This window comes from Paractinoplanes rhizophilus, assembly GCF_042664765.1.
Classification (GTDB): Bacteria; Actinomycetota; Actinomycetes; order Mycobacteriales; family Micromonosporaceae; genus Actinoplanes; species Actinoplanes rhizophilus.
This window is the reverse complement of the sequence record NZ_JBHTBJ010000129.1, coordinates 1-831: the sequence shown is the minus strand read 5'-3', so window position 1 is coordinate 831 and position 831 is coordinate 1. Positions and strand designations below refer to the sequence as shown.

At 68.7% G+C, this 831-nt stretch carries 1 protein-coding gene; it reads right to left on the bottom strand.

All coding sequences use genetic code 11. The annotated features are described in order from the left end of the window. Positions 1-22: 22 nt before the first annotated feature. On the bottom strand, positions 23-831 hold an 809-nt coding region (locus ACFQS1_RS40545; RefSeq protein ID WP_378978406.1), incomplete at its 5' end, for an ISAs1 family transposase.

Genomic DNA, 831 nt, shown 5'->3' with positions numbered 1-831 from the left:
ACCCAGGGCCCCGGCAAAGTCGTCAGATGATCCCGAGCAGGGCGAGTGGGCGGGCGCTGTCGCGGGCGTGGTACCGGTTGGCGGCGGCGATGTTGGTGACGCCGGCGAGGCGCAAAGTGCCGATGGCGGCGTTGCGTAGCGCGGCCATGACCTGTTGCCCGGTGCCGGTGCGGATCTGTGAACGGTCTTCGTCGTAGGTGACGTCTCGCACCCAGTGAATCTTGTTCTCGATGGCCCAGTGCCCGCGGATCCACGCGGCCAGCTGGGCCGGTTTGGCCTGGTGGACGTGCAGATCGGTGATGGCGTAGACGGTCTCGGTGGTGAAGCGTTTCGGCTCGTCGAGGCGTCGCCGGCGGCGTCGGATCTGCATGGCCTGAGCGGCGTGCGGGAAGTCGATGCCGGCGGAGACGGTGAGGATCTTCAGGGTACGGATCTCGCGGCGGCCGTGCCCGCGATCATCGTCACGGGTGGCGTCCGGGACCGCCTTCCAAGGCAGGCCGGCCAGCTGTTTATGCAGGTAGGGCTGGTTGCCTTTCACGGTCAGGATCCAGTGTGCGCCGCGGTCGGCGAGGTAGGTGACGTGGTCGCGCTGGCAGTGCATCGCGTCGGCGGTGACCACGCTGCCGCGTAGGTCGCTGATCTGGTCGAGCAGCGGCGCGAACCGGGTGATCTCATTGGTCTTGCCGTCGACGGCAGTGCTGGCCAGGACCACACCGGTGCCCTGGTCGCAGGCAGCCATCACATGATCGGCGCCCGTGCCGGCGGTGCGGGAACCTCGCAGAGTCTTCCCGTCGACCGCGATCGCCCGCCGGCCTGCCGGGATGTCCACCG